Annotated in this window: 15 protein-coding genes; 7 read left to right on the top strand and 8 right to left on the bottom strand. The window is 66.5% G+C overall.

The features are described from left to right. Positions 1-102: 102 nt before the first annotated feature. The 4 genes from ccoG to ccoS are packed head-to-tail and all read left to right on the top strand — an operon-like array spanning position 103 to position 4,401. Positions 103-1,665 (top strand): cytochrome c oxidase accessory protein CcoG, encoded by a 1,563-nt coding sequence (ccoG, locus tag ACXYMN_RS02535; protein WP_459011833.1) that lies wholly within the window; start codon positions 103-105, stop codon positions 1,663-1,665. Beyond that, complete coding sequence (locus tag ACXYMN_RS02530) at positions 1,662-2,114, top strand: FixH family protein (RefSeq protein ID WP_459011832.1); 453 nt, start codon at positions 1,662-1,664, stop codon at positions 2,112-2,114. Before ccoG ends, ACXYMN_RS02530 begins: the two co-directional genes overlap by 4 nt. Beyond that, the gene (locus tag ACXYMN_RS02525; RefSeq protein ID WP_459011831.1) at positions 2,111-4,246 is read left to right on the top strand and encodes a heavy metal translocating P-type ATPase; all 2,136 of its coding nucleotides are present in this window, start codon (positions 2,111-2,113) and stop codon (positions 4,244-4,246) included. Before ACXYMN_RS02530 ends, ACXYMN_RS02525 begins: the two co-directional genes overlap by 4 nt. Beyond that, positions 4,243-4,401 carry a cbb3-type cytochrome oxidase assembly protein CcoS gene (ccoS, locus tag ACXYMN_RS02520; protein WP_459011830.1) on the top strand — a complete coding sequence of 53 codons (159 nt, stop codon included), beginning with the start codon at positions 4,243-4,245 and terminating at the stop codon, positions 4,399-4,401. Before ACXYMN_RS02525 ends, ccoS begins: the two co-directional genes overlap by 4 nt. 32 nt (positions 4,402-4,433) lie before the next feature. On the opposite strand, the gene ACXYMN_RS02515 is transcribed toward ccoS, so the two are convergent. From ACXYMN_RS02515 to ACXYMN_RS02500, 4 genes are all read right to left on the bottom strand, one after another. Beyond that, positions 4,434-5,642 carry an NADP-dependent isocitrate dehydrogenase gene (locus ACXYMN_RS02515; RefSeq protein ID WP_459011828.1) on the bottom strand — a complete coding sequence of 403 codons (1,209 nt, stop codon included), beginning with the start codon at positions 5,640-5,642 and terminating at the stop codon, positions 4,434-4,436. A gap of 288 nt (positions 5,643-5,930) precedes the next feature. Beyond that, positions 5,931-6,575: a DsbA family oxidoreductase gene (locus tag ACXYMN_RS02510; protein ID WP_459011827.1), complete on the bottom strand. Its 645-nt coding sequence runs from the start codon at positions 6,573-6,575 to the stop codon at positions 5,931-5,933. A 45-nt stretch (positions 6,576-6,620) separates the two neighbouring features. Further along, on the bottom strand, positions 6,621-8,168 hold the full coding sequence (locus ACXYMN_RS02505) for a class I adenylate-forming enzyme family protein (RefSeq protein ID WP_459011825.1): 1,548 nt from the start codon (positions 8,166-8,168) through the stop codon (positions 6,621-6,623). Between the two features lie 264 nt (positions 8,169-8,432). Continuing rightward, positions 8,433-10,250, bottom strand: a complete 1,818-nt coding sequence (locus ACXYMN_RS02500; RefSeq protein WP_459011824.1) for an extracellular solute-binding protein — start codon at positions 10,248-10,250, stop codon at positions 8,433-8,435. 298 nt (positions 10,251-10,548) lie between these two features. Here ACXYMN_RS02500 and ACXYMN_RS02495 point away from each other — a divergent pair, with 298 nt between their 5' ends. Continuing rightward, positions 10,549-11,322, top strand: coding sequence for a 3-hydroxybutyrate dehydrogenase (locus ACXYMN_RS02495; RefSeq protein ID WP_459011823.1), 774 nt, complete (start codon positions 10,549-10,551; stop codon positions 11,320-11,322). A gap of 380 nt (positions 11,323-11,702) precedes the next feature. Here the strand turns inward: ACXYMN_RS02495 and ACXYMN_RS02490 are convergent, their stop codons facing one another. The 4 genes from ACXYMN_RS02490 to ACXYMN_RS02475 form a co-directional block, all read right to left on the bottom strand. Then, a complete protein-coding gene (locus tag ACXYMN_RS02490) occupies positions 11,703-12,041 on the bottom strand; it encodes a hypothetical protein (RefSeq protein WP_459011822.1) in 339 nt (112 codons plus the stop codon). Next, positions 12,041-13,888: an ABCB family ABC transporter ATP-binding protein/permease gene (locus ACXYMN_RS02485; RefSeq protein ID WP_459011821.1), complete on the bottom strand. Its 1,848-nt coding sequence runs from the start codon at positions 13,886-13,888 to the stop codon at positions 12,041-12,043. The genes ACXYMN_RS02490 and ACXYMN_RS02485 overlap by 1 nt, the downstream gene beginning before the upstream one ends. A gap of 67 nt (positions 13,889-13,955) precedes the next feature. Next, positions 13,956-17,684 carry an efflux RND transporter permease subunit gene (locus tag ACXYMN_RS02480; RefSeq protein ID WP_459011820.1) on the bottom strand — a complete coding sequence of 1,243 codons (3,729 nt, stop codon included), beginning with the start codon at positions 17,682-17,684 and terminating at the stop codon, positions 13,956-13,958. Beyond that, the gene (locus ACXYMN_RS02475; RefSeq protein WP_459011819.1) at positions 17,681-19,012 is read right to left on the bottom strand and encodes an efflux RND transporter periplasmic adaptor subunit; all 1,332 of its coding nucleotides are present in this window, start codon (positions 19,010-19,012) and stop codon (positions 17,681-17,683) included. Before ACXYMN_RS02475 ends, ACXYMN_RS02480 begins: the two co-directional genes overlap by 4 nt. Before the next feature lie 301 nt (positions 19,013-19,313). Between ACXYMN_RS02475 and ACXYMN_RS02470 the strand changes: the two genes are divergently transcribed. Together ACXYMN_RS02470 and ACXYMN_RS02465 are read left to right on the top strand one after the other, a co-directional pair. After that, on the top strand, positions 19,314-19,970 hold the full coding sequence (locus ACXYMN_RS02470) for a tetratricopeptide repeat protein (protein ID WP_459011818.1): 657 nt from the start codon (positions 19,314-19,316) through the stop codon (positions 19,968-19,970). 51 nt (positions 19,971-20,021) lie between these two features. Further along, positions 20,022-21,359 (top strand): outer membrane protein assembly factor BamB family protein, encoded by a 1,338-nt coding sequence (locus ACXYMN_RS02465; protein ID WP_459011817.1) that lies wholly within the window; start codon positions 20,022-20,024, stop codon positions 21,357-21,359. Positions 21,360-21,527: the final 168 nt, after the last annotated feature.

The following is a 21,527-nucleotide window of genomic DNA, read 5'->3' as shown; positions in this document are numbered from 1 at the left end:
GTGCGACAATCCCGCATCATTTCAGGGCTTTGATCTGGGTCAAAGAAGGTGTTCACATCAAATGCAATACCGGCCCGAAATCCCGGCCAAGGATACCAGAACATGTCAGACCAGGGCTCTCCGAACCCGTCGCTCTATGCCGCGCGCGTGCCGATCTTTCCGCGCCGTGTCTCGGGCACCTTCCGACGCCTTAAATGGTGGATCATGGGCGCCACGCTCGCGATCTATTACCTGACCCCCTGGCTGCGTTGGGATCGCGGTCCGAACCTGCCCGATCAGGCGGTGCTCGTCGATCTGGCCAACCGGCGCTTCTATTTCCTCTGGATCGAGATCTGGCCGCATGAATTCTACTTCGTCGCGGGCCTTCTGGTCATGGCGGGGCTGGGGTTGTTTCTGTTTACCGCCGCCCTGGGCCGCGTCTGGTGCGGCTATACCTGCCCGCAGACCGTCTGGACCGACCTCTTCCTGCTGGTCGAACGCTGGATCGAGGGCGACCGCAACGCCCGCCTGCGCCTGCACAAGGCCCCGTGGTCGGCGCGCAAATGGCGGCTGCGGCTGACCAAGTGGGCGGTCTGGGTTCTGATCGGGCTGGCGACCGGCGGGGCCTGGGTGTTTTATTTCACCGATGCGCCGACGCTGGCGCGCGATCTGGTGACCCTGTCGGCGCATCCCGTCGCCTATACCTCGATTGCCATTCTCGCGGTGCTGACGGTGATCTTCGGCGGCTTCATGCGCGAACAGGTCTGCATCTACATGTGCCCCTGGCCGCGCATCCAGGGCGCGATGATGGATGAGGACACGCTGACCGTGGCCTATCGCGAATGGCGCGGCGAGCCGCGCGGCAAGGGTCTGCGCCGCCGCAAGGAGGCCGAGGCCAGCGCCGCGGGCACGCACGCCGATACCACCGTGACCCGGGCCGCGGGCCCGCAGATCGGAGGTCGCTCTCCGGCGTTGAAGATGCCGGGCGTGCCCGATACCGCCAGCGCGACGCTGCCTCTCGAAGGGCCGGGCGACTGCATCGATTGCAACGCCTGCGTCAACGTCTGCCCCATGGGCATCGACATTCGCGACGGGCAGCAGATGGCCTGCATCACCTGCGCGCTGTGCATCGATGCCTGTGACGAGGTCATGGAGAAGGTCGGCAAGGAGCGTGGCCTGATCGACTACATCGCCCTGTCGGATGCCCCCCGCGAACGGGCGGGCAAACCGCCGCGGTCGCTCTGGGTGCACATCCTGCGCCCGCGCAACCTGCTTTATACCGCGCTTTGGGCCGGGATCGGGCTGGGCCTGATATTCCTGCTGTTCATTCGCTCGGATATCGAGATTACCGTCGCGCCGGTGCGCAACCCGACCTTCGTCACCCTGTCCGACGGCACCATACGCAACGCCTATGACGTGCGCATCCGCAACAAGCATGGCGAAGAGCGGGATTTCGTGATCTCGACAGGCGGCGCGACCGGTCTGGTGCTCGGGGTCGAGGGCGACAGCGGCAACAGCGTCACCATACCCGCCGACACGCAGGGCTTGACGCGGGTCTATGTGATGGCGCCTCCTGATGCGGTCGCGGCAAGCACCGACCGGACCGAGATCCGCATCTGGATCGAGGACACCCTGTCGGGCGACCGCGTCCATGCAGACACCACCTTCAACGGAAAGGGCGAATGATGCTGTCCTCACCGCTTACGGGCCGCAAGGTCTTTGCCATCTTCGCGACGGGCTTCTCGATCATCATCGGCGTCAACATCGCCCTCGCGGTCAGCGCGGTGCGCACGTTTCCGGGCCTCGAGGTTGCCAATTCCTACGTTGCAAGCCAGGTCTTCGATGACCGGCGCGATGCGCAGGAGGCCCTCGGCTGGACGATCTCGGCAGTATATGACGACGGCGCGTTGCGCATCGACATGGCCGACCGGGTCGGCAACCCGGTCTATCCCGATGACCTGACGGTCCGTGTCGGTCGCCCGACGATGGAGGCCCAGGACGTCGACGGGCGGGCCGCGTTGGGCCATGACATGCTGCTCGACCTGTCCCCGGGTCGCTGGCGCATCGATGTCGGCGCCACCGCACCCGACGGCACCGAGGTCGAAAAACGCATCCTGCTCTGGGTGAAGTCGTGACGGCAGCCTGTCCCGCATGCGTGGCGTTGCCCGACCCCGAGCGCGGCGCCGTTGCCGCGCCCGATCTAGTGCTGCACCTGCCGGACATCCATTGCGCCGCCTGCATCGCGGGCGTCGAGGACGCGCTGAACGACGTGCCCGGCATCGGCGAGGCACGGGTGAACCTGACGCTGAAGCGCGCCTTCGTGGCTTCGGGCGGCGTGGCACCGGAAACGCTGATCGCGGCGCTGGCCCGGGTCGGGCATCGCGCGCAGGTCTTCGATCCGGGGCTCTTGGGCGGGCAGGACAGTTCCGGGCGCGACCTGCTGCTGCGGATCGGCGTTGCGGGCTTTGCGATGATGAACGTGATGCTGCTGTCGGTCGCGGTCTGGTCCGGCGCGGGGCAAAGCACGGCGCAACTGTTCCATCTGATCGCGGCGCTGATCGCGCTGCCCGCCGTTACCTATTCCGCGCGGCCCTTCTTCGGCTCGGCGCTGGGGGCGCTGTCGGCGGGGCGGCTCAACATGGATGTGCCGATCTCGCTGGCCATCGTGCTGGCCATGGGCGTGTCGCTGATGGGGGCGCTGTTGGGCCATGACCGGGCAGGGTGGTTCGACGCGGCACTTGCGCTGACCTTCTTTCTGCTGATCGGGCGGTATCTCGACCATCGCGGGCGCTCTGCAGCGCGGTCCGCCGCGGCAGAGCTTGCCGCCCTCGAAGCGCCGCAAGCGGTGCGCGTTGTCGACGGTCGCGAAGAGATCGTGCGCGCTGCCGACATTGTCGCGGGCGACATGATCCGGGTGCGCCCCGGCGACCGGCTGCCGGTGGACGGGGTGATCGTCGAGGGCGAAACCGACCTCGATCGCGCCGCCCTGACCGGCGAAAGCCAGCCCGACGCGGTCGGGGTGGGCGATGCGGTCTCGGCGGGCGAGGTCACGCTGACCGGCCCGCTGCTGGTGCGCACGCTGCGCGCCGGCGCCGATACCGGCCTGCGCCGTCTGGCCGATCTGGTCGCTGCCGCCGAAACGCAGAAAAGCCGCTATGCGGGGCTCGCCGACCGGGCCGCGCGGATCTATGCGCCGCTGGTGCATATCCTAGGCGCGGTGGCGTTTGTCACATGGTTCTACGGGAGCGGCGATGGCTGGCGCGCGCTGGATGTGGCGATCTCGGTTCTGGTCATCACCTGTCCCTGCGCCCTCGGGCTGGCCATTCCGGCGGTCTCGACGGTCACCACCGCGCGGCTTTTCCGCAAGGGTCTGCTGGTCAAGTCCCGCACCGCGCTGGAACGGTTGGCTGAAGTCGACATGGTCGTTTTCGACAAGACCGGCACGCTGACCACGGGCCGGATGCAACTAACAAGCGATCTTTCCGACGCCGATCTCGCGCTGGCCGCGGGGCTGGCCCAAGGCTCGTCGCATCCGGTGTCCAGGGCCATCACTCAGGCGGCGGCGACGCGCGACCTTGCGCCCTGGAGCCTTGGCGAGCTGCGCGAAACCCCCGGGCGCGGCGTTTCCGCCGCCCATGAGGGCGGGCAGGTGCGACTGGGCCGTGCCGACTGGGCCGGGGCCGACACCGGTGCAACGGCGCTACGCCGGGCGGATGGGTCCGTCGTGCCGCTGGCCTTTACCGAGGAATTGCGCCCCGACGCTGCCGACACCATCGCGGCGATCCGGGCGCGCGGCCTCGACGTGGCGCTTCTGTCCGGCGATGCGCCCGAGGCCGTGGCCCGCATGGCCGGCAGGCTGGGCCTGACCGACGCCCATGCCCGCATGTCGCCCGAGGACAAGGCCGATTGGCTGACCGCGCTGACCGAGGCGGGCCGCAAGCCGCTGATGGTTGGCGACGGGCTGAACGATACCGGCGGCCTGGCCGTGGCGCATGCCTCGATCGCGCCGTCTTCCGCACTGGATGCGGCGCGCAATGCCGCGGACCTGGTGCTGCTGTCCGATCGGCTGATGCCGGTGGCCGACGCACTGGGGTCGGCGCGCACCGCCAGGTCGCGGATGCTTCAGAACATCGCGCTGGCGGTGGGATACAACCTGGTGTCGGTGCCCATCGCCATGGCCGGGCTCGCGACCCCTTTTCTTGCCGCCATCGCGATGTCATCTTCGTCCCTGACGGTCACGCTGAACGCGGCACGGGGGCAACGATGAACGTTCTGGTCTTTCTGATCCCGGTTTCGGTGGGGCTTGGCCTTCTGGGCCTCGCCGCATTTGTCTGGACCATTGCGCGCGGGCAGTACGACGACCCGGAAGGATCCCGTCAGCGCCCGCTTGACGACCGCTTTGACGACGCCCCCAAACGCTAGGGCCGGGGGGATTGCCCCGGCCGCTGCACCGCCTAGAGCGCGGCTGACAGCCGTTCGTCGATGGTTTCGAGAAAACCCATCGTCGTCAGCCACTTCTGGTCAGGGCCGACCAGCAACGCCAGATCCTTGGTCATGAATCCGGCTTCCACCGTCTCCACCACAACCCGTTCAAGCGTTTCGGCAAAGCGCGCCAGTTCGGCATTGTCGTCAAGCTTGGCGCGATGCTTGAGCGCCCCGGTCCAGGCATAGATCGACGCGATCGAGTTGGTCGACGTCGCCTCGCCCTTCTGGTGCTGACGGTAATGCCGCGTCACGGTGCCATGCGCGGCCTCGGCCTCGACGATCTTGCCATCGGGCGTCATCAGTTGCGACGTCATCAGCCCGAGCGACCCGAACCCCTGCGCCACGGTGTCCGATTGCACGTCGCCGTCATAGTTTTTGCAGGCCCAGACGAAGCCGCCGTTCCATTTCATCGCGCAAGCCACCATGTCGTCGATCAGGCGGTGCTGATAGCCGATGCCCTTGGCCTCGAAGGCCTCGCGGAATTCGGTATCGTACACCTCCTGGAAGATCTCCATGAAGCGGCCATCGTATTGTTTCAGAATGGTATTCTTGGTCGAAAGGTACACCGGCCAGCCCAGCTGCAAGCCATAGTTCAGCGACGCGCGGGCGAAGTCGTAGATCGACGCATCAAGGTTATACATCCCCATGTAGACCCCCGCCGAGGGCGCGTCATAGACCACATGCTCGATCTCGGTGCCGTCCTCGCCGACGAACTTCATCGTCAGTTGGCCCGGCCCGGGGAATTTCATGTCGGTCGCCTTGTACTGGTCGCCAAAAGCGTGCCGCCCGATCACGATGGGCTGGGTCCAGCCCGGCACCAGGCGCGGCACGTTGCGGCAGATGATCGGCGCGCGGAACACCACGCCGCCCAGGATGTTGCGGATCGTGCCGTTGGGGCTGCGCCACATTTTCTTCAGCCCGAATTCCTCGACCCGCGCCTCGTCGGGGGTGATCGTGGCGCATTTGACGGCGCAGCCCACCTCGAGCGTCTTCTCGGCGGCGTCGATGGTGATCTGGTCTTCCGTGCGGTCCCGTTCCTCGATGCCGAGGTCGTAATACAGCAGATCGACGTCGAGATAGGGCAGAATCAGCTTCTGCTTGATGAAATCCCAGATGATCCGGGTCATCTCGTCTCCGTCCATCTCGACGATGGGATTCGCTACCTTGATTTTCGACATGGGGAGGGGGCCTCGCGGGTAAATGTTCAACCTCGATTAGGGCAGATCGGACGGTTAATGAAAAGGCGTGTGCAACCCTATGCCGACGTTTGCGGAAAATTGCGCGGCATCGCGGAGGCCGCGCGCCCCCGCTGCACCTGGCCCCCCACGGCACGCGCGCGGCCCCCCGCCGGTCGCGCGTTCTCAACCGCTGCCGGTCGCAATGATCCGCATGCAGCACTTGCATCTCGGACGTCCGCGCCCCCGGCCCCCTGTCGCATCGGCCGCGGACTGCCCCCTGGCAGGCCTTCAGTCGGTGCCAAGCGCGCCCGATGCAATCTCCTCGATCACTTTCGCCCAAAGCTCGGGCGGCTGCGCGCCCGGCACCGCATGTCGCCCCGCAACGATAAACGTCGGCACCGAGGAGATGCCCATCTGGCGCGCAGCAGCGTCGCGATTGCCGATTTCCTCGATGTCGGCATCGGAGTCGAGCAGCCGCCGCACCACCGATGCATCCATCCCGATGGCGTCAGCGATGTCGGACAGCACGTCCATATCGCCGATGTCGCGGCCTTCGGTGAAATAGGCGGCAAACAACGCCGAGATGGCGGCGGTCTGCCGTTCCTCGATCCCCGCCCAGAGGATCAGCCGATGTGCATCGCGGGTGTTGGGCGTGCGCGCGATCGCGCCGAAATCGATCTCGAGACCGGCATCGCGGGCCCGTTCGACCACCGGCGCATAGGCTCTTGCCGCGCCCTGCTTGCCGCCGAACTTGCCTTCCAGATAAGCGCGCCGATCCATGCCGGCTTTCGGCATGTCGGGGTTGAGCTGGAAGGGGTGCCAGGTGATCTCGAAGGGGTGATCCGGGTGCGCCGCCAAGGCACGATCAAGATAGGTCTTGCCGATATAGCACCAGGGACAGATCGGATCGGAAAAAATGTCGAGCTTGGCCATGGGCGTCCTCCTGGCTTGACGTGCGGCAGTGTTTTCGCGGCTCTATCAGCCGCCGTCCGGGAATGCACGCGGGCTGCGCGCTTGCGGGTCGAACCGGGCCCGAAGCGCCTTGCGGACAAGCTTTCCGTTGGGGTTCTTCGGCATGGTGTCGATCCGCCGGATCGCGCGGGGCTGCTTGTAGCGGGCCAGCCGCGTCGACGCCCAGTCGCTCAGCACGGCTTCCTCCAACGGGGCGGGGCCGGTCCAGAACAGCACGATGATGGTGACGCCGGGCTTGATCTCGATATCGACGGCGCCGCATTCCTCGATCCCGGGATGCGCGATGAAAGCCGACTCGACCTCGATCGGCGAGACGCGGAACCCGCCGGCATTCATCATGTCATCGGCGCGTCCGAGATAGGTGATCTGGCCGTCGACGGCCATGCTGCCCTTGTCCCCGGTCATGAACCAGTCCCCCCGGAACCGCGCTTGGGTTTCCGCCTCGGCACCGCGATAGCCCAGCATGAGCCCCGGATCCGTCCGATGTACCGCGATCTCGCCCGGGGTGTCGTGGGCGACCGGCCCGTCCGCGCCCATGATCGCCACATGGCGTCCCGGCTGCGGCGATCCCAGCGCGCCGCTGGCCGCAGGTCGCGACGGCGCCCCCGAGATGAAGGTCGAACATTCCGACATGCCGTAGGCCTCGAAGACGGGACAGCCGGTGGCGGCCTCCCACGCGGCCCGGATCGGCGGCGCCAATTTCTCACCGGCGGCCAGCCCGTGCCGCAACCGCGGCAGATCCATCCTCGCGTGATGCTTGAGGATATTCCTGTAAACCCCCGGTGCCGCGGCAAATATCGTCGCATCGTGACGCCGCATCAACAGCGGGATCTGGGCCTGATCGATGCCATCTTCAGGGATCAGCGCGGTGGCGCCCATGGCCCAGGGGTCCAGCAAGCCGGTGCCCAGGGTAAAGGTCCAGTTGAACGCGCCCGCGTGCAACAGCCGGTCGTCCGGGGACAGCCCGTACCAGCCCTGCATCATCATCTGGCGTGCCCAGACCGCCCGGTGCGCGTGACAGACCGCGCGCGGCACGCCGGATGTGCCGGACGTATAGACGATGTAGGCCAGCCGTTCGGGGTCGCCCCGGTCCCAGTGGCAGGGGTCCTGATCGTACCAGTTCGCCATCTCCTGCGTCGAGAGGACCGGACATTCCGCGTCCGGGCAGGCCACCCCGTCCGCGCGCAGGATCGCAGCGGGGGAAAGCTCGGCCACCATCCTGGCCACCTCGGGTGCGGTCAGCTGTGCCGCCGTGGGCACCGGCACCAGCCCCGCGGCGATCGCCCCCAGATAGGCGATGGGGAAGGCGGTGGTATTGCCGATCCGCATCAGCACCAGGTCGCCCGGCACGAGGCCCCGGCGCAACAGGCCGGTGCCGACGCCGCGCACCGCCGCCTCGAGCCGCCCGTAGGACCACCGTTCGGCCCCGGTCAGACCCAGCACCGCCAGCGCGACCTTGTCGCGTGAAGCCGCGCCACGGGTCAGCACGTGTTCCGCCAGGTTGAACGGATCCGGGCACGGGGCGGGTGGACCGACATTGAAAACTGCGCTCATGCGGACGGTTATGCCATGCTCTTTGCCGCACGCAAGCCGCACCGCGCGCCCCCCTCCGCGCGCAGCCGGACCCGGACCCGTGACCGCCGCACCGCAAATCGGTGCCCGCGGCAGTCCGGCCCCCGCGTCTCGGGGGACGTCAGCAATCCGGGCGCACGCGCACCCCTTCGGAATTCCGCGCGCGCGCGCCGTTTTACCCCCCGCCTTTCCATTTTCCAAATACGCATATCCGACGCCGCAACGCAGCGCCGCGTCACGCCTGTTTCACTGGTCTTCCCACCACCAGACATCAGGCTGCCAACCCAGCCAGTCGCCATAGATCGGCAGCGTGTCGGGAAACTTCAGTTCCCTGGCGTGGGCGATGCGGCTGACGTTCCACTGATAGATCGGGATCACGTAGCGGCCCGTCGTCAGCACCCGGTCCAGCGCTCTGGTCGCCGCGACGAAATCGTCCTTGTCGTCGGCGTTGAGCATCGTATCGATCAGACCGTCCACCGCGGCGCTTTTCACACCCATCCAGTTGCGCGAACCGGGCTGATCGGCGGCGGCGGCCCCGAAATAGAGCTTTTGTTCATTGCCGGGCGACAGCGACAGGCCGCGCTGGTAATAGGCCATGTCGAAGTCGAAATTGTTGGACCGTTCGGTGTATTGCGCGGGATCGATGACCGTGATGGTCGCATCGATGCCCATCCGGTCCAGCGCCTGGGCAAAGAGGTCCATGATCGACTGCGCCTCGGCAGAGCCCTGGGCCAGCAGCACCTCGAAGGTGAAGGGCTGACCGTCGGGCCGGGTCATCACGCCGTCGCGGACCACGTAGCCCGCTTCCTCCATCAGCGCGATGGCGCGGCGCAGATTGGCGCGGTTGCGCACCGTGCCGTCAGACACCGGCAGGGCATAGCCCTCGAGCGCGCCGGGCAGCAATTCGGCGCGGTAGGGCTCCAGCATCTCGCGCACGCGGCCTTCCGCGGGGCCGGGCGACATCCCGAGGAACGAGTTCGAGAAGTAGGAGGTGATGCGGGACTGCCGTCCACCGGTCATGGCGTCGTTGATGTATTCGTAGTTGAAGGCGTGCAGCATCGCCGAGCGCACGCGCCAGTCCGCGAAGGCGGGCTTGCGGGTGTTCATCACGAATCCGATCATCCCCGAGGGGCGGCCATGGGGAATTTCCGATTTCACCAGGTCGCCGTTGCGCACCGCCGGAAAATCATACTGCGTTTCCCATTTCTCGGCGTTGCTTTCGCGATGCGAATTGATCAGGCCGCCTTTCACCGCCTCGAACATGGCCTGGCCGTCACCGAAGAACTCGAGCCGGATCTCATCGAGATTGGCCTGACCGGCCATCAGCGGCAGGTCGGCCCCCCAGTAGTCCGGGTTGCGCCGCAGCGTGACATAGCGCCCGGCCTCGAAATCGTCGACCACGTAGGGCGCCGTGCCGATCGGGATCGTCTCGAGTCCCGAATCACCGAAATCCCGGTCGGCCCACTGGGCTTTTTTCAGAATCGGGCGCATGCCCATGATCAGCGGCAATTCGCGGTCTTCGACGTTGAAGGTCAGGCGCAGGCTGCGCGGGCCGGTCTGCGCGATGGTCTCGACCTTCTGCCAGCCGCCCCGGTAGCGCGGATGGCCCTGGGTTCCAAGCGTCTCGTAAGACCAGATCACGTCCTCGACCGTGACCGGGGTGCCGTCTGAAAACCGGGCTTCCTCGCGCAGGGTGAAGGCAACCCAGGACCGGTCTTCCGGCAGTTCGATCGATTCGGCGAGCAGACCATAGAGCGTGAAGGGTTCGTCGTAATTCCGGCCCATCAGGCTTTCATAGGCGAGAAATCGCAGTTGCCAGGGGGTCGTGCCCTTGAGAATATGGGGGTTCAGGCTGTCGAAGCCGCCGACCTCGCCGGTGACGATGCGTCCGCCGGTGGGCGCGTCGGGATTGGCATAGGGCAGCGCGCGGAAATCCGGCGGCAACTCCGGAGCGCCATACATGGCCACGCCGTGCTGCGGTTCGGCGCCGAGGGGCAGGGCGGCAAGGCCACCGGACACGGTTGCGGCGACGAATGCGATGGTTTGGAACAAGTGTGTGCCCATATCGGGGACAATCCCTCTTTTTCGTTGTTCTGTTGGGGCTGAGGGTAAAGGGGAGTTCGGGGCTTATCAAACTTTTAGCTTGGCAAAGGGGGTATTCTCGCTTATCTATGAGGTACTGCTCGATAGGTTTCTTGCCTGTATGAAACCTGCCTCAATAACTTAACGCCGGCTTCGCGCCGGCGTTTTTTTTGGCTTTGGGTCTGCTTGGGGTGGCACGTCCCGCGACGCTCGGGTCATATCCGCGCAGGTGCAGCACGGCACCGCCGATTTCCGACAGACATCCCCGAGAGGACCCCCCATGCAGCTTTCAGGTAAAACCGCGATCATCACCGGCTCGAATTCCGGCATCGGACTGGGCGTGGCGCGCGCGCTGGCGGGCGCAGGCGCGGACGTCGTGCTGAATTCCTTCACGGACACCGACGCGGATCACGCCCTGGCCGAAGAGATCGGCAAGGAATTCGGCGTCACCGCGCGCTATATCCAGGCGGACATGTCCAAGGGCGATGCCTGCCGTCGCCTGATCGAGACGGCCGGTGTCTGCGATATCCTGGTCAACAACGCAGGTATCCAGCACGTCGCTCCGATCGAGGATTTTCCGGTCGACAAGTGGGATGCGATCATCGCGATTAACATGTCCTCGGCCTTTCACTGCACCGCGGCGGCTTTGCCGATGATGCGCAAGGCAGGCTGGGGCCGCATCGTGAACATCGCCTCGGCGCACGGTCTGACCGCGTCGCCCTTCAAATCGGCCTATGTGACCGCCAAGCATGGGGTCGTCGGCATGACCAAGACCGTGGCGCTGGAGACCGCGAAAGAGGACATCACCGCCAACGCGATCTGCCCGGGCTACGTCAAGACGCCGCTGGTCGAGGCGCAGATCCCCGACACGGCGAAAAAATACGACATGACCGAGGAAGAGGTGATCGAGAAGGTGATCCTGGAACGCCAGCCCTCGCGGCAATTCGCCACCACCGAACAGATCGGTGGCACGGCGGTGTTCCTGTGCTCGGATGCGGCAGCGCAGATCACCGGCACGACCATCTCGGTCGATGGTGGCTGGACGGCGATGTAGCGCGCGGTCCCTGTGTGAGATGCACCACGAGGCCCCGGATCATGTCCGGGGCCTTTCTGAATTCCGGTTGTTGTGCGGTCTCTGGCGGCCAGCTCGAGTGGCGGGACAGCGCCGGTCCGGCGGACGGGCGCTACCACGACTGAGCTATGCGCTTTATCTCGTCGCATCATCGCGTCACCAGAGCGGCGCTCCACCAGCACCAAAGCGCCAGTCCGGTGGGGCCGGACGGGCGCTGTCCCGGCACCTTCGATGCTGTTCGGGCCGGGTGCGTCGTTCCAGGGCATTGTTTCGAAGCGGTGCCTGAACTGGTCCGGCTTGCTTCGTTTGAGCAGAGGCTTGGCACGATTGCGAAACCGGTGTCGCGGAAGCCAGGGCGAATGTCACGCGCCCTTCGCGCGGCTCTCTTCGCTCAGCCCCGCCCACCATTCGGCGTAGGACGTGTTCTTCGGATGCCTGCCGCCCTCATCGGGCGCGCCGTCGTCCCACCAGACCTCTCCGCGCTCGCCAAGATCGCGTTTGGCCGCATCGACGGCGTCACGGGCGCTGCGTGTCTCGGCATCGTTCTTGGCCAGTCCGACCGCCCGCCGGGCCTGCATCAGCCGTTTGACCGCGGCGCGGCGGGTGCTGTCGTCAAGCGCCGGATCGGTCTTCCGCCAAAGCCGCCCCTTGGCCACGAAATAGCGTCCGTCGGGCGTTTCGGGGTAGCTCTTGCGGGCCATCAGGCGGCGTCGTCTTCTTCCTCGGCCTGCTGGCGCAGCCAGAGCTGGGCGTAGCGGCCATTGCGGTCCAGAAGGTCGAGATGGGTGCCTTCCTCGATCACCTCGCCCGCCTGCAGTACGACGATCCGGTCGGCATCCGCGATGGTCGAGAGGCGATGCGCGATGGTGACCACCGTTCGGCCCTCACCGGCGCGGGCCAGCGCGGACTGGATGCCCGCCTCGGTATCGGTGTCGAGCGCAGACGTGGCCTCGTCCAGCAGCAGGATCGGCGGGTTCTTCAGCAGGGTCCGGGCAATGCCGACGCGCTGCTTCTCGCCGCCCGACAGCTTGAGACCGCGTTCGCCGACCGCCGTGTCATAGCCCTCCGGCAGGGTTTCGATGAAATCGTGGATCTGGGCGGCGCGGGCGGCGGCGACGATCTCGTCCTGGGTGGCCCCGTCGCGCCCATAGGCGATGTTGTAGCGGATCGTGTCGTTGAACAGGACGGTATCCTGCGGCACCACGCCGATGGCCTGGTGCAGGCTCTCCAGCGTCACGTCGCGGATGTCCTGCCCGTCGATGCGGATCGCCCCGCCAGAGACATCGTAGAACCGGAATAACAGCCGCCCGATGGTGGATTTGCCCGACCCCGAGGGGCCGACAAGGGCCACGCTTTCGCCCGCCCCGACCATGATCGTGACGCCCTTGAGGATGTCGCGACCGTCATCGTAGCCGAAGCGGATATCGTCGAAGATGACCGCGCCGCCGGTGACCGCGATGGGTTTCGCGTCGACGCGTTCCTGCACCTCGGAGGGTTGTTCCAGAAGTTCGAACATTTCGCCCATGTCCACCAGCGCCTGCCGGATCTCGCGGTAGACGGTGCCGAGGAAATTGAGCGGCGTGATGATCTGGATCATGTAGGCGTTGACCATGACAAAATCGCCGACGGTCATCTCGCCTGCCGCGACACCCTGCGCCGCCATCACCATGACGATGACCAGCCCGCAGGTGATCAGCGCCGATTGCCCGAAGTTCAAAAAGGCCAGCGACGTCGCGGTCTTTACCGCCGCCGTCTCGTAGCCCTGCATGGCGTGATCGTAGCGGCGGGCCTCGCGGTCCTCGGCCCCGAAGTATTTCACCGTCTCGTAGTTGAGCAGCGAATCGATGGCCTTCTGGTTGGCGTCGGTGTCCTGCGCGTTCATGTCGCGGCGCAGTTTCACGCGCCACTCGGTGACCTTGAAGGTGAACCAGACGTAGATCGCGATGGTGACGGCCACGACCACCAGGTACCAGACATCGAACAGCACAAACAGGATGATCCCGACAAGGCTGAGTTCGAGGATCAGCGGCCCGATCGAGAAGATCAGGAAGCGCAGCAGGAAATCGACGCCCTTCACCCCACGCTCGATGATCCGGGAAAGACCGCCGGTGCGGCGGGTCAGGTGATAGCGCAGAGACAGCGCGTGGATGTGGCGGAAGGTCTGCAGCGCCAGACGGCGCAGGGCGCGCTGGCCGACTCGGGAAAAGACCGCATCGCGCAACTGCTGGAAACCCACGTTCATCAGGCGCGTGACGCCGTAGGCCACGGTCAGGCCGATGGCCCCCGCACCCAGCGCCCATGCCGGATCGGTGCCTTCGCCCGACAGCGTGTCGACCGCGGCCTTGTAGAAGAACGGCGTGATCACCGCGATCAGCTTGGCCAGCACCAGAAGCGACATCGCGATCACCACGCGGCGCTTCACCCATGTCTGGCCGGGGGGCCAGAGATAGGGCGTCACCTTGCGGATCGTGCGCAGGCCCGAGGCGCGTTCCTCGCGGGCGAGGTTCGCTGTGTCCTGGGTCTGCGCATCTGTGGCGTCGGGGGGCATCGCCGCTCCTGTCGGTGGGGTTCGGGGGTGCCTTATCGCGGCTGACCGGCGAGGGCCAGCGCGCGCGTCACTCGGCGGCGCGCAGCGGCAGTTCCGGTGCGTCCTCGACAGCGCGCGGCAACGGCATCTCTTCCCAGATGAGGGTCGGGGACTTGATCTGCCGCGCCTCGCGGTTGAGCGCCCAGTCCCGCGCGGCCTGGCTGGACCGGCCCATCGACAGCCGCGCCAGCAGCCGTGCGATCCAGTGCGCATAGGTGGTGACCCAGACCCGGATCGCCAGCATCGAGGGTGTGAACAGAAGCGTCAGCACCGTCGCGATACCAAGGCCGAAGACCACCGCCGTCGCCAGCTGCTTCCACCAGAGCGCGGTCGGGCTGTCGATGGAATAGCCGCCCGCGAAGAAATCCAGGCTGAGGCCGAACATCATCGGCGCGAGGCCTGCCATGGTGGTGATCGTGGTCAGCAGCACCGGGCGGATGCGGTCCTGTGCAGTGCGGATGATTGCCTCGATCCGGGGCATGTAGCGCTCATATTCCTGGTAGGTGTCGATCAGCACGATGTTGTTGTTCACCACGATCCCGGCCAGCGCCACGATGCCGGTGCCGGTCATGATGATCGAGAAGGTCTGGCCCATCACCAGCATGCCGATCAGCACGCCGGTGGTCGACAGCACCACCGCCAGCAGCACCAGCGTGGCATTGTAGAACGAGTTGAACTGCGCCAGCAGGATGATGAACATCAGGCCCAGTGCGGCGGCGAAGGCATTGCCAAGGAAGGCCTGGCTTTCGGCCTGGTCTTCTTGATCGCCGGTCCATTCCCACAACAGGCCCGGGGCCAGTGGATTGGTCTCGAGCCATGCGGTGAGGGTCGCGATGCGTTCGTTGGGATTGATTGCGATCAGCGTCAGATCGCCCGCAGCGAGGCCGTCTGCGACGTCATCGGCAGCGACGCCCGGCGACAGCGACACCACCGCATGCCGCGCGCCAAGCGCATCCGCGATCACCCGCGCGCCGTCCGGGGCCGCGCCATCGTCCAGCGCGCGTAACGTCGCCCGCGTTTCGGCCTCGGGGCCGGTGCCCGACACCGCCTTGAAGAGGTTCGGGGCGACATCGGCCTTGACGTCGAAGAACCGTTTCTGGCCGACGCGGTTGATTTCCGCCAGTTTTTCCACGGGCTTTCGGGTGATGAAGTTCGACAACGGCACCAGCCCGTCGCCGGTGCGCACTTTCAGCGTATCGAGCGTGGACAGGATGCGGTCGTCTTCGGGCAGCCGCACGCGGATGTCGATTTCTTCGTCCGATGTGTCAACGCGCATGGTGTCGAGCAGCAGGCCACGCGTCACAAGCTGAACCATCGCACCCACGGTGGCCACGTCCGCGCCGTAGCGGCCGGCCTTTTCCACATCGACGTCAATCTGCCAGTCGATGCCGGGCAGGGGGCGCGTATCCTCGATCAGACGCAGGCCGGGGGTGGCGTCGAATTGCGCACGCATGGTGGCGGCGGCGTCCAGCAGGTCGGTCCAATTGTCGCCCCGGATGCGCAGGTGCACTGGCTTGGCCGAGGCCGGGCCCATGGCCAGGTTCAGCACCTCGGTCTGGATGCCGGGGATGACCTTCAGCTGATCGGCCAGCTCGGCGATCACGCGGTCGCCATCCAGCGTCGGGTCGTCCTTGCGGTCGTCCCAGGGGATCGTCTCGAACTGGATCTGGCCGATGGTGTCCTTCGGGGCCTGCGCGCCGCCGGTGTTGCTGTCGAGCCCGCCGTCGCCGGCGAAGGCAAAGGCATTGCGGGTGCCGGGATGGGCGATGACGATGGCCTCGGCGCGGCGCACCAGCGCGTCCTTCTCGGCGAGGCTGAGGTTGCCGCGCGCCCGCACGTAGAGCAGCGCCTGTTCCGGCTCGCTTTCGACGAAGAACTCGACGCCGTTGTTGTTCTCGCCGAAATAGCCGAAGACGCTGATCACGAAGGCGATGACAAGTCCGACAGACACCAGCGGGCCGATGGGATTGCCGACGATGGCGGTGATGAACCAGCCGAAAGGCGAACGGCGATAGCCCGCGCGGATGCGCGTCTTCTGGCGGCGGATCGCGGCGGCGCCCATCACGATCGAGGTCACGACCGCGAAGCCCAGGAACACGACGATGCCTGGCAGGCGTCCCATCCAGCCCTCGGCCACGGGCGCGAACAGGTAGGCGGGGTTCAGCACCATCATCGCGCCTACAAAGAGGCCCAATAGCGCCACCGGCACCAGAGCGGCGCGTATAACCCAGGGCAGGGCGGCGCGCAGACCGTCCGAGGCATGGTCCAGGATCCGAGAAAAGCGGCCCGTCACCCCGCCCATCACCGGCAGATAGACCAGCGCCACGACGAGGCTGGCGGACAGCACGAAGATCAGCGTCACCGGCAGCATGCCCATGAACTGCCCCGGCACGCCGGGCCAGAACAGCATCGGTAGGAAGGCGCAGAGCGTCGTGGCGGTCGAGGACACCACTGGCCAGAACATGCGCTTGGCGGCCTCCACATAGGCCGACATCGGACCCGACCCTTCCGAGATCCGCTTGTCGGCGTATTCGACCACGACGATGGCCCCGTCGACCAGCATGCCGACCGCGAGGATCAGGCCGAACATCACGATATTCGACACGGTCACGCCCATCAGCGCCAGAAACGCAAAGCACAACAGGAACGAGGTCGGGATCGCGAACCCCACCAGCAACGCGGGCCTTGTGCCAAGTGCAGCCAGCACCACGATCATCACCAGCGCGATGGCGGTCAGAACCGACCCTTCAAGCTGGCTCACCATCGAGGCCACCTGCCGCGACTGGTCGTTCGAGGTGCCCAGGCTCACGGCGGCGCGCAACTCGGGCGGCCAGGCAGCCTCGGCGGCGGCGACCTCGGCCTTCACCTCGGCCACGGTGTCGATGATGTTGAACCCCTTGCGCTTGACCACCTGGATCGCGATCGAATCCGCGCCGTTGAACCGCGCGGTCGAGGTGCGGTCCTCGAAGGTCAGGTTGATGGTCGCCAGATCGCCCAGCGTCACCACCCGGTCGCCGTTGACCTTGACCGGCAGCGCATAGACATCGCGGGCATCGTCGAAGGACGACGGGATCTTGACGGCAAACGCCCCGTTCTCGGTCTCGACCTCGCCGGCGGCAATCAGCTGGTTGTTGTTCTGCACGACGTTGATCAGCTCACCGGCGGTGACGTTGTAGCTTTCCAGCCGCAAAGGGTCGATCACCACTTCCAGCATCTCGTCGCGATTGCCCGCGATGGCGGCCTCGAGGATCGCATCCAGCCCCTCGAGCCGGTCCTGAAGGTCGCGGGCGACCTGCACCATGGTACGCTCGGGCACCGGGCCGGTCAGGTTGACGATGACGATGGGAAATTCGGAAAAGTTGATCTCGTTAATGGTGTATTGCTCGGCCCCGGTCGGAAACCGCGCCTCGGCGTTGGACATGGCGTCGCGGACATCGGCCATGATCTTGGTCTTGTCCCAGCCGAACTCGAACTCGAGCACGACGCCCGCGTAGTTTTCGGCGGCGGTCGAGGACATCCGGTCCAGCCCGTCGAGATCGACCAGCTCGTTCTCCATGGGCTTGACCAGCAGCGTCTCGGAATCCTCGGCCGAGATGCCGGGGAAGGGCACCGAGACGAACAGCGCCGGGATCTCGATGTCAGGCTCGCCCTCTTTCGGCAGGGTGACGTAGCAGAAGGTGCCGACGACCAGCGACAGCACGATGAAGGCCAGCACCATCCGCGCCCGGCCCGCTGCCCAGTCGACGATGCCGGTCATTGGATCACTTCCTCGTAGGTGGCGGCCACGGGCACGCCGTCGGTGACGTATTCCTGACCCAGCAGGATCACGTCGACCGCGTCCGGCAGACCGACAACGTAGATGCCGCGGGCGGTGTCGCGCAGCGTTTCGACAGGCATGAACAGCGCGGTTCCCTCGGGGGTGACGGTGCGCACGCCGATCTGGCCCTGATCGTTCAGCGTGAGGGCCGATTGCGGCAGCAGATGCGCCAGTTCGCCTTCTGCCTCGATGGCGATCTCGGCGGTCTGCCCGGCGGATATCGCAAGGCCCCGGTTCGGCACCGCGACCTCGACCCGGAAGGTGCGGGTCAACGGATCGGCAGAGCGCGACACGAAGGTCACGCGCCCCGTCACCTCGCCGCCCTCGGTCAGGCGGGCCCCGGCGCGGGCGCCGACCTCGACGCGGGCGACGTTGGTTTCGGGCACGAAGCCCACCAGCTTGATCGGGTCGAGCTGCAGGATCGTGGCGCAGGGCGCGCCGCCCATGCCGCCCGCCTGCATCAGCGCACCAAGCTCGGCGGTGTCGGTTTCGAGCAGGCCGGAAAACGGCGCGACGACCTGGGTCTTGGACAGTTCGTCCTCGGCGCGGGCCAGCGCGGCCTCGGCGCTCTGGATGGCCGCCCGGCTGGTTGCGACACCCGCACGCGCCGCCTCGACGCCCGCCTTGGCCGATGCGACAGCGGTCTCGGCGGTGCGCACGCCCGAGGTGGTCGCGGCGACGCGGATGTCAGAGGCAAAGCCGCTTTCGGACAGGCGCGATGCGGCATTGGCGTTGATCCGGGCTTCGGCAAGCGCGGCTTCCGCCTGCGCGACCCGGGCTTCGGCTTCGGGGATGCGGGCCTCGACTTCGGGCATCCGGCCCTGGGCATCGGCCAGCGCCGCGCGGGCTTCGACAAGGGACACTTCGCGGGTGCCGGGATCCAGTTCGCACAGCAGCTCGCCCGCCTCGACAAAGGCCCCCTTGCGCAACGGCTCCGAGATGATGCGCCCGGTGGTTTCGACCATCACCTCGACAAGGCGCGCGGCCTCGGTCTCGCCGCGCAGAAGCACGCGGGCATCGACCTCTTGCGCCACCGACCGGCGGGCCATCACGCGGATCGCGCCGCTTTCGGCGTCGATGCCGCTGATTTCCGCGGTATCCGGTGCCGCGGTCTCGTCCGGGTCAGCGGTCGCGCCCGCGTTGTCCTGCTCTTGCGCAGTCGCAGGGGCCACGTCGCGGGCAAACTGCAGCAGTCGGTCGCGTTCGATGATGGCGAAATACAGCACGACGGCGACCACAAGCGCGGTGAGAACGGGAATGAGGCGCATGGTGGTCGTGTCCTGAATTGGCAGCGGGGCCGGGCAGCGGGCCGCAAGGCAGACTTGGTAAACACAATACGATAAATCGATCGGCACAGATTAATTTGCTGAATAGAGGCCCGCAAGGTGAACCAAATCGTTCACTTTCGTCAAATCACGCTTTTGCTGCAAGTCTGTGCCCGCCTGTCGCCTGAAAAGCACATATCCGCGCGCAAAACGATGCAGAAAGACGCAGTTGCGCCGCCTTGTGAGGGCGCGGCGGCTCGGATAAGAGGGGCGAAACCGGCAGTTCGACAAAGAGGCACCCCCCGTGAGCAACCCCGACAGCTTCATCGATGAGGTGACCGAAGAGGTCCGTCGCGACAAACTTTTCGGCTACCTGCGCCGCTACGGCTGGATCGCGGTGCTTCTGGTTCTGGTGCTGGTCGGCGGTGCCGCGTGGCGCGAATACAGCGCTGCGCAGACGCGCGCGGCGTCCCAGGCATTCGGCACCGCGGTGCTCAACGCGCTCGAGGCAGAGCAGGCCGATGACCGCATGGCGGCGCTGGCGGCGATCGACGCACCCGCCGACGGTGCGGGGGCCATTCTCAACATGCTGAAGGCGGGCCAGAGCGCCGAGGCCGGCGATACCGAGGCCGCCGTCGCGGCACTCGAGGCGGTGGCGACAAATGGCGACGTGGCCGAGATCTATCGCAACATCGCCAGCTTCAAGGCATTGACCGCAGCGTCGGGCACGATGACCGCCGAGGAACGGCGCCAGGGCTTCGAAGCCCTGTCCCAGCCCGGCAACCCGCTGCGGCTGCTGGCCAGCGAACAGCTTGCACTGATCGAGATCGAGACCGGCAACCGGGACGCGGCGCTTGCGGCATTGCAGGCGATCCTGGGCGATTCCGAGGCGACGCAGGGCTTGCGCCGCCGGGCATCTCAGTTGATTGTTGCGCTTGGCGGAGACCTGAGCGCGGGCTGACAAGATCCGGTCGGACAAGCCGGAAAAGAATGACTAGGCGAGGGCAGAGGCGTGCGGAACGGGACGATACTGGCAGGAATTGCAGGTCTCGCGGTGCTGGCGGGCTGCAGCGAGCAGGAACTGATCCTGCCGGGCGAACGTCTTGGCCTGCGCGAAGTGCTGAGCACCGACGCGGCTGAGCCCTACGGCTACACCCCCGCCGAGAACCGGTCCGAGGCGGCCAACCTTCCGGCGGCGGTGTCGAACGGGGCCTGGGCGCAAAGCGCCGTTTCCCCGGCGTTTCGCACCACGCATGCGGCCCTGAGCCTGCCTCTGGCACCGATCTGGTCGGCCGATATCGGCGCGGGCGATGGCCGCAAGGTGCGCCTCAACGTCGACCCGGTCACCGATGGCAGCCGCATCTACACCATGTCGTCGGATTTCATCGTCACCGCGACCGCCAGCAATGGCGCTCAGGTCTGGAGCCGGTCTGTCGTGCCCGACCGCGACAGCGACACCCAGGCACAGGGCGGCGGTCTGGCGGTGGCGGGGGGCGTGCTTTATGTCTCGTCCGGCTTCGGGCTGGTGACGGCGTTCGACGCCGCCAGCGGCACCGAGCGCTGGCGTCAGGATCTGGATGCGACCGCGACCGGCGCACCGACGGTGGCGAACGGGCTGGTCTACATCACCTCGGGCGACAGCACGGGCTGGGCCATCGAGGCCGAGAATGGCCGCGAACGCTGGCAGTTCGAGGGCCTGTCAGGGGACTTGAACAACATCGCGGGCGCCCCGGCCCCGGCGATCGGCGCGGACCGGGTGGTGTTTTCGTTCGGATCGGGCGCGATGCAATCGACGTTCCAGCAGGGCGGCCTGTCGCTCTGGTCTGCCGATCTTGCGGGCGGACGCACCGGGCGGGCCCTGTCGAATGTCGACGACATCTCGGGCGATCCCGCGATTGCCGACGGCACGGTCTACGCGGGCAACCATTCGGGCCGGGTCGCGGCCTTCGATCTGTTTTCCGGCGTGCGCCGCTGGACGATCAACGAGGGTGCCAACGACATGCCCTGGATCGCGGGCGGGTCGGTCTATTTCGTTTCGGATATCAACGAGTTGATCCGCGTCGATGCGGAAACCGGCGCGCGCGTCTGGGCGGTGCAACTGCCCGGTTGGGTGCCGACGCGCCGCCCCGAAAAACGGCGCGACCGGGCCTATGCCAACCACGGTCCGATCCTTGCGGGGGGGCATCTGATCGTGGCCTCTTCGGACGGTTTCCTGCGTGCCTTCAACCCCGAGAACGGCGCGCTCGTGGCGCAGACCGCGGTGCCGAACGGGGCCACCACGCGGCCCATCGTGGCCAACGGCACGCTTTATGTCGTGTCGCGTAAGGGCACGCTGCTGGCCTATCGGTAAGCGGCGGCACGCAGCGGTCGCGCGGACCATGCCGGGCAGCGGGCGCCGTGTGCCGCGCCCCGTCTTTACGGGGATATGCGGGGCAAGGCGTTGCGGCTGCGCGGTGCCCCTTTCCTTGGCAGGGCAAATGGAATAGGTCGCGGATCTTTACATCTGCCGAGGCCCGTC

This window comes from Roseivivax sp. CAU 1753 (assembly GCF_054482575.1).
Note: the sequence above shows the minus strand (reverse complement) of the source record. Positions and strands in the feature narration are given on the sequence as shown.

Excerpts from the sequence above, each read along its gene's own strand:
- ccoG (WP_459011833.1), top strand. The coding sequence starts at position 103 with ATGTCAGACCAGGGCTCTCCGAACCCGTCGCTCTATGCCGCGCGCGTG.
- ACXYMN_RS02530 (WP_459011832.1), top strand. The coding sequence starts at position 1,662 with ATGATGCTGTCCTCACCGCTTACGGGCCGCAAGGTCTTTGCCATCTTC.
- ccoS (WP_459011830.1), top strand. The coding sequence starts at position 4,243 with ATGAACGTTCTGGTCTTTCTGATCCCGGTTTCGGTGGGGCTTGGCCTT.
- ACXYMN_RS02515 (WP_459011828.1), bottom strand. The coding sequence starts at position 5,642 with ATGTCGAAAATCAAGGTAGCGAATCCCATCGTCGAGATGGACGGAGAC.
- ACXYMN_RS02510 (WP_459011827.1), bottom strand. The coding sequence starts at position 6,575 with ATGGCCAAGCTCGACATTTTTTCCGATCCGATCTGTCCCTGGTGCTAT.
- ACXYMN_RS02505 (WP_459011825.1), bottom strand. The coding sequence starts at position 8,168 with ATGAGCGCAGTTTTCAATGTCGGTCCACCCGCCCCGTGCCCGGATCCG.
- ACXYMN_RS02500 (WP_459011824.1), bottom strand. The coding sequence starts at position 10,250 with ATGGGCACACACTTGTTCCAAACCATCGCATTCGTCGCCGCAACCGTG.
- ACXYMN_RS02495 (WP_459011823.1), top strand. The coding sequence starts at position 10,549 with ATGCAGCTTTCAGGTAAAACCGCGATCATCACCGGCTCGAATTCCGGC.
- ACXYMN_RS02490 (WP_459011822.1), bottom strand. The coding sequence starts at position 12,041 with ATGGCCCGCAAGAGCTACCCCGAAACGCCCGACGGACGCTATTTCGTG.
- ACXYMN_RS02485 (WP_459011821.1), bottom strand. The coding sequence starts at position 13,888 with ATGCCCCCCGACGCCACAGATGCGCAGACCCAGGACACAGCGAACCTC.
- ACXYMN_RS02480 (WP_459011820.1), bottom strand. The coding sequence starts at position 17,684 with ATGACCGGCATCGTCGACTGGGCAGCGGGCCGGGCGCGGATGGTGCTG.
- ACXYMN_RS02475 (WP_459011819.1), bottom strand. The coding sequence starts at position 19,012 with ATGCGCCTCATTCCCGTTCTCACCGCGCTTGTGGTCGCCGTCGTGCTG.